The organism is Pseudoalteromonas gelatinilytica, assembly GCF_001641615.1.
Classification (GTDB): domain Bacteria; phylum Pseudomonadota; class Gammaproteobacteria; order Enterobacterales; family Alteromonadaceae; genus Pseudoalteromonas; species Pseudoalteromonas gelatinilytica.
The window spans coordinates 918,802-919,125 of record NZ_LRRU01000020.1 but is presented as its reverse complement, the minus strand read 5'-3'; the positions used below and the strand labels follow the sequence as shown (position 1 = coordinate 919,125).

Sequence of the window (324 nt, the reverse complement as noted above, 5' to 3'; positions counted from 1 at the left end):
AAGAACATGGTGCGGAAGGAGAGACTTGAACTCTCACAACCGAAGTTACTGGAACCTAAATCCAGCGCGTCTACCAATTCCGCCACTCCCGCATCGTTCGTACTAATGTACTGGTAGTTATTTTAGACTCTTCATTGAGTATTCTTTGTCACTTTTAGAAAGTGGCTGGGATACCAGGATTTGAACCTGGGAATGGCAGGATCAAAACCTGCTGCCTTACCGCTTGGCGATATCCCAACAAAGAATAAGTTGATAGTTTTGGTTCTTATCAAGAACATGGTGCGGAAGGAGAGACTTGAACTCTCACAACCGAAGTTACTGGAA

2 tRNA genes are annotated in these 324 nt (G+C 44.4%); both read right to left on the bottom strand.

The window, feature by feature from the left end:
- Positions 1–7: 7 nt before the first annotated feature.
- Positions 8–92, bottom strand: a tRNA-Leu gene (locus NH153_RS17160).
- Positions 93–162: 70 nt separating this feature from the next.
- A tRNA-Gln gene (locus NH153_RS17155) sits at positions 163–237 on the bottom strand.
- Positions 238–324 lie beyond the last annotated feature (87 nt).